The sequence below is a fragment of the Streptomyces sp. YS-3 genome, assembly GCF_045257485.1.
Classification (GTDB): Bacteria; Actinomycetota; Actinomycetes; order Streptomycetales; family Streptomycetaceae; genus Streptomyces.
In genome coordinates this window covers 1-5,962 of record NZ_JBJHPC010000446.1, presented here as the reverse complement: position 1 = coordinate 5,962, position 5,962 = coordinate 1, and the positions used below count along the sequence as shown (strand labels likewise).

Sequence of the window (5,962 nt, the reverse complement as noted above, 5' to 3'; positions counted from 1 at the left end):
CTCAGCGTCCTCGCTGTGTTGTTGCCTACCCGCCACAAGGGCCGGCAGGACTTTTCAAAGGAACCTCCAACCCACCATCACTGGCAGGCCGGGGTTGTCAATCTGGCGTTGACTTTTGGCACGCTGTTGAGTTCTCAAGGTACGGACGCTTCCTTCGTTCCCGTTTCCGGGCCCTCCGGGCGCTTCCTTCGTTTCCGACTCTATCAGACTCTTTCGTGTCCGATTCCCTGTCGGCGGGATTCGCTTTCCGGCCTTTCGGCTTTCCGGCGGTTCCGACTCTATCAGATCCTTTCGGGCCTGATTTCCGGTCTCCCGGGTCAAGTCGGTTTGTCTTCCCGGCTGTTGGGCCGTTCCGACGTCTCAAACCCTAGCGGATTCCCCGGTCGGCTCCTAATCGGGCCCGGCCGTTCCATCCGATCCGTCCAGCCCCCTTCGAAAAGAATTCGGCATGCCGAAATTCATCCCGATCGGGAGGTCGTGCGGAGTTGGGTTGCCGCGGATCTGCGGCGGACGGCTGTCGCAGAACCGTTCCGGCTCCGTGACAACTCGAAGAACCTTACGCGCGGGGGAAGGCGGTGTCAACCCCCCTCAAGTCCGGCCTCAGTCCAGGTCGGTGAGGCGTCCGCCCGCGTCCGGCTGGGCGTGCTCCACCCGGCGCAGCAGGCGGATGAGCATCTCGCCCAGTGCCCCGCGCTCGTCGGGGGTGAGGTCCTGGAGCAGGTCCTCCTCGAAGTCGGTGGCCATCTGCATGGCCTCCAGCCACTTCGTGCGCCCCTCGTCGGTCAGCTCGACGATGACCCGCACCCGGTTGCTCTCGTCGCGGTCGCGGGTGACCAGGCCCTCGCCCGCCATGCGGTCGATGCGGTGGGTCATCGCGGCGGGGGTGAGGCCGAGGCGCTTGGCCAGCTCGCCCGGGCCCAGCCGGTACGGCTTGCCCGCGAGGACGAGGGTCTTCAGGACCTCCCACTCGGCGTTGCTGATGCCCAGCGCGGCGACCTGGCGTCCGTACGCCACGTTCATGCGCCGGTTCAGCCGCCCCAGGGCGGAGACGACCTTCTCCACCTGGGGGTCGAGGTCGCGGAACTCGCGCTGGTACGCCGCGATCTGCTCGTCGAGGGTCGGCTCCTCGGGGCCGGCTGGGCCGGTGGGCCCGCCGCGCTCGGTGGTCTCAGCCATGCCGCGAGTATCGCACGGGACGCGTTGGCATCTAAGTCCTTGAGTGTGTATTGTTGAGGTTCTAACTTTAGTGTTGAAGTCTTCGCACCTGAGACCTTCAGGTTCGAGTACTTCCACTTCGAGATCTCAAGGTGGTGAGTGTGACCAAGGTGATGGGCGCGGCGATGCGCCGGATCCAGGCGGGGAACGCGCTGAGCGCGTTCGGACTCGGGTTCACCGTTCCGTATCTGTACCTCTACGTGGCGACGGTGCGAGGGCTCGGCTCCTTCTGGGCCGGGATCGTTCTCGGCGTCTTCGCCCTGGCCGCGCTCGTGGCGCTGCTCTTCACCGGCCGGGTCATCGACCGGCGCGGTCCCCTGCCCGTCCTGGTCGGCGCCGCCGTGACGGCCGCTGTGGGCGCGCTGTCCCTGGGGCTCGCGAACAGCCTTCCCGCCGTCCTCGGCTCCGCCGCGCTGCTCGGCGCGGGCACCGCGGTCATGCAGCCGGCGCTCGCCACCATGATCGTGTGGTCCTCGGGGCCCACCTCCCGTACCCGTGCCTTCGCCATGCAGTTCTTCCTGCAGAACCTCGGGCTCGGCATCGGCGGGCTCTTCGGCGGCCAGATCGTCGACGAGAGCCGTCCGGCGTCCTTCACCCTGCTCTTCGCCATCGAGGCCGGGATGTTCCTGGTCCTCGCCGCGATCGCGCTCTCCGTGAAGCTGCCGCGCAACGCGGCCATCGCGGACGCCCGTCCCAAGCGCGCCCAGGGCGGCGGCGGGCTGAAGGCCGTGCTCGCGGACCGCGCCATGCTCCAGCTCTGCGTCCTCGGGTTCGTGCTGTTCTTCGCCTGCTACGGGCAGTTCGAGTCGGGGCTCGCGGCGTACGGCACCGAGGCCGCCGGGATCGACCCGTCGGCCCTGGGCTTCGCGCTCGCCGCCAACACCGCCGTCATCGTGGTCGCCCAGTTCCTGGTGCTGCGCTTCGTCGAGCGCCGCCGCCGCAGCCGCGTCATCGCGTCCGTGGGGCTCATCTGGACCGTGGCCTGGCTCTTCGCCGGGTACGCGGGGCTCGGCCACGGCAGCCAGACCATGGCGACCGCCGCCTTCGTCTCCACGTACGGGCTCTTCGGGCTCGGTGAGGCGATGCTGTCGCCGACCGTGGCTCCGCTGGTCGCCGATCTGGCGCCGGAGGCGATGGTCGGTCAGTACAACTCGGCGTTCGCGCTGGTCAAGCAGATGGCGCTGGCGCTCGGTCCGTTCGTGGGCGGGCCCATGGGTGCCACGCTGCACGGCCCGTACATCGTGACGTTCATCCTGTTCTCGCTCGGGATCAGCGTGCTGGCGCTGCGGCTCGGCCGGCGGCTGACGCCCGCGCAGGACCAGCCGGCGCTCGCTGCCCCCTCTCGGGTGGTCGCGGTGCACAGGAGCGAGCAGGTCGGCGCGGCGGCCTGAGCCGCCCCGCCGGCCTCAGTCCGGCAGGGCGAATTCGCACCACACCGCCTTGCCGCCGCCCGGAGTGCGGCGCGAGCCCCAGGACGAGGCGATCGTCGCGATGATCGAGATGCCTCGTCCCGACTCGTCCCCGGGCTCGGCGCGGCGGCGGCGCGGCAGATGGTCGTCGCCGTCCGTCACCTCGATGATCAGTCGGCGGTCGGTGCGGCGCAGGCGCAGCCGCATCGGCGGGGTGCCGTGCTGGAGCGAGTTCGCCACCAGCTCGCTCGCCGCCAGGACGCCCAGGTCGCGCAGCTCCACCGGGAAGCGCCAGGAGGCCAGGACCCCGGACGCGAAGGCACGCGCGCGTGGCGCGGCTTCGATGCCGCCGAGCAGGTCGAGCGCCGCGTTGTGGAACAGCTCGGCGTCCGGGCCGGTGCGCGCCGGGTGCTGGAGGACCAGCACCGCCACGTCGTCGTCGTGCTCGGCGGTCACCCCGAGCGAGCGGATCAGCCGGTCGCAGACGACCTGCGGGGTGCCGACAGCGCCGGACAGCGCGCGCTCCAGGGCGGCGACGCCCTCGTCGATGTCCTCCCCCCTGCGCTCGACCAGACCGTCCGTATAGAGGACGGCGGTCGCGCCGGGCGGCAGGTCGATGGTGCCCGAGGTGTGCACCCAGCCGCCGGTGCCCAGTGGAGGGCCGGTCGGGTCCGCCGCGCGGTGCACGCTGCCGTCCGCGTGGCGTACGAGGAGGGGCAGATGGCCCGCCGACGCGTACTCCAGGCGGCCCTCGTTGGGGTCGTGGACCGCGTAGACGCAGGTGGCGATCTGGCTGGCGTCGATCTCGGCGGCCAGGCCGTCGAGCAGCTGGAGCACCTCGTGCGGGGGCAGGTCCAGGCGCGCGTACGCCCGCACCGCCGTGCGGAGCTGGCCCATCACGGCCGCCGCGCGCACCCCGCGCCCCATCACGTCCCCGATCACCAGCGCGGTGCGCCCGGCGCCCAGGGTGATCACGTCGTACCAGTCGCCGCCGACCGCCGCGTCCGTGCCGCCCGGCTGGTACGTACAGGCGACGCGCAGGTCGTCGGGCTGCTCCAGCTCCTGCGGGAGCAGGGAGCGCTGGAGCGTCACTGCCGTCTCGCGGTGGCGGCGCTCGCTGGCGCGCAGCCGTTCGGCGGCCTCGGCGTGGTCGGTGACGTCGGCGGCGAAGACGAGCACCCCGCCGCCTCCGTCCCCGTGCGCGGGGATGTCGACCGGGGTGCAGGTGACCGTGTACGACCCGCCGCCCTGGGCCTTGCGGGACTTGACCGTACGCGGCTTGCCGCTGCGCAGGACCTGGTCCATCAGGGGCAGCAGACCCAGCTCGTCCAGCTCGGGCAGCGCCCTGGCGGCGGGCACGCCCAGGGGGCGGGGGCCGAAGGTGGCGGCGTACGCGTCGTTGACGAACGCCACGCGGTGCTCCGGTCCGTAGACCAGAGCGGCGAGGGCCGGGATCTGGGCGAGGAGCCGGCGCACCGACAGCTCTTCCAGGACGGGGGCGGGGTGGTCCGCCTCGTCCCCGTCCAGCCAGGTGTCGGTCCCCGGCCCGGACTCACCGCGCGCGGCGGGCACGGAGCCCCGGTCGGTCCGTGCGGCGGCGCGGCGCTGCGTACCGGGGAGCCGGGCGCTCCAACGCGTGAAGTTCACGGATCTCTTGGCCTCATGTGTCGCTGGCTGCTGGGTCACTCTGTGCAGGTGTGGGCCCACCTATGGTCACACGTCCAGTGTGACGGACGGCACTGACAACCGTCAGTTCTCCTTGCCGCCGGGCTCGTGGGGCTTCGGTCCGTGTCCCGGTCCGGGGCCGGGCCCGGGGCCGGGTTTGGCCGGCCCGCCGCCCGCCGCGAGGGCGAACTCCGCGCGCGGATGCTCCAGCGAGCCGAGCGAGACGATCTCGCGTTTGAACAGGCCCGCGAGCGTCCACTCGGCGAGCACGCGCGCCTTGCGGTTGAAGGTCGGCACCCGGCTCAGATGGTAGGCGCGGTGCATGAACCAGGCCGGGTAGCCCTTGAGCTTCCGGCCGTAGACATGGGCGACGCCCTTGTGCAGACCGAGCGAGGCCACCGAGCCCACGTACTTGTGCGCGTACTCGCTCAGAGGGCGTCCTTCCAAGGACGCGGCGACGTTTTCGGCGAGCGTCCTGGCCTGGCGCACCGCGTGCTGCGCGTTGGGCGCGCACTCCTTGTCCTTCTCCTCGGCGGTGACGTCCGGCACGGCGGCGGCGTCCCCGGCCGCCCAGGCGTGCTCGGCGCCCTCCACCTGGAGCTCGGCGGTGCACTTGAGGCGACCGCGCTCGTTGAGCGGCAGATCGGTGGCGGCGAGCAGCGGCGCGGGCTTGACGCCGGCGGTCCACACGACCGTACGGGTGGGGAAGCGGGAGCCGTCGCTGAGGACGGCGACCCGGTTCTCGCAGGAGTCGAGACGGGTCTCCAGCCGTACGTCGATGTTGCGGCCCCGCAGCTCCCGGATGGCGTACCGGCCCATCTCCTCGCCGACCTCGGGCAGGATGCGGTCGCTGGCCTCCACGAGGATCCACTTCAGGTCCTCGGGCTTGATGTTGTGGTAGTACCGCGCGGTGTAGCGGGCCATGTCCTCCAGCTCGGCGAGCGCCTCCACGCCCGCGTAGCCGCCGCCCACGAACACGAAGGTGAGGGCGGCGTCGCGGACGGCCGGGTCGCGGGTGGAGGAGGCGATGTCCATCTGCTCGATGACGTGGTTGCGCAGGCCGATCGCTTCTTCGACGGTCTTGAAGCCGATGGCGTAGTCGGCCAGGCCCGGGACCGGGAGGGTGCGGGAGATGGAGCCGGGCGCCAGGACCAGCTCGTCGTAGCCGATCTCGACCGGCCCGCTGCCCTCCTCCTCGGTGGCGAGGGTGGTGACGGTGGCGGTGCGCGCGGCGTGGTCGATGCTTCTGGCCTCGCCGATGACGATGTGGCAGCGGTCCAGGACGCGGCGCAGCGGCACCACGACATGGCGGGGCGAGATGGACCCGGCGGCGGCCTCCGGCAGGAACGGCTGGTACGTCATGTACGGGTCCGGGGCGACCACGGTGATACGCACCCGGCCGTCGCGCAACTGCGCTCTGAGCTCACGCTGGAGACGCAGCGCCGTGTACATCCCGACGTAGCCGCCGCCGACGACGAGAATGCGCGTGCCGGGCGGTGGTTCGGGGCTCGACCCCCGATTGATCGCAGCCTTCACCATCCCATGAGGCAACGGACGCCGGTGTTTGTCCACAGGCCCGGCAAATTGTGTGACTGACGGATGTGGCCGGAACCGGTCGGCCAAATATTCGTCGTTCGGGGTGAATACGCAGGTCAGGGCGGGGAGATGGGGGT

At 71.2% G+C, this 5,962-nt stretch carries 4 protein-coding genes; 1 reads left to right on the top strand and 3 read right to left on the bottom strand.

What is annotated here, in order from left to right:
• Positions 1-600: 600 nt before the first annotated feature.
• Entirely contained in the window at positions 601-1,176 is a 576-nt protein-coding gene (locus ACJA3G_RS27730) for a MarR family winged helix-turn-helix transcriptional regulator (protein WP_371653871.1), read from the bottom strand.
• Positions 1,177-1,328: 152 nt separating this feature from the next.
• Between ACJA3G_RS27730 and ACJA3G_RS27725 the strand changes: the two genes are divergently transcribed.
• Complete coding sequence (locus tag ACJA3G_RS27725) at positions 1,329-2,606, top strand: MFS transporter (protein ID WP_406555772.1); 1,278 nt, start codon at positions 1,329-1,331, stop codon at positions 2,604-2,606.
• A 15-nt stretch (positions 2,607-2,621) separates the two neighbouring features.
• Here the strand turns inward: ACJA3G_RS27725 and ACJA3G_RS27720 are convergent, their stop codons facing one another.
• Positions 2,622-4,271 (bottom strand): SpoIIE family protein phosphatase, encoded by a 1,650-nt coding sequence (locus ACJA3G_RS27720; RefSeq protein WP_406555771.1) that lies wholly within the window; start codon positions 4,269-4,271, stop codon positions 2,622-2,624.
• Positions 4,272-4,373: 102 nt separating this feature from the next.
• Complete coding sequence (locus tag ACJA3G_RS27715) at positions 4,374-5,828, bottom strand: NAD(P)/FAD-dependent oxidoreductase (RefSeq protein ID WP_406555770.1); 1,455 nt, start codon at positions 5,826-5,828, stop codon at positions 4,374-4,376.
• Between the last annotated feature and the right edge of the window lie 134 nt (positions 5,829-5,962).

What these genes read in the sequence shown, in the direction of transcription:
- ACJA3G_RS27730 (WP_371653871.1), bottom strand. Translation starts at nt 1,176, where the DNA reads ATGGCTGAGACCACCGAGCGCGGCGGGCCCACCGGCCCAGCCGGCCCC.
- ACJA3G_RS27725 (WP_406555772.1), top strand. Translation starts at nt 1,329, where the DNA reads ATGGGCGCGGCGATGCGCCGGATCCAGGCGGGGAACGCGCTGAGCGCG.
- ACJA3G_RS27715 (WP_406555770.1), bottom strand. Translation starts at nt 5,828, where the DNA reads ATGGTGAAGGCTGCGATCAATCGGGGGTCGAGCCCCGAACCACCGCCC.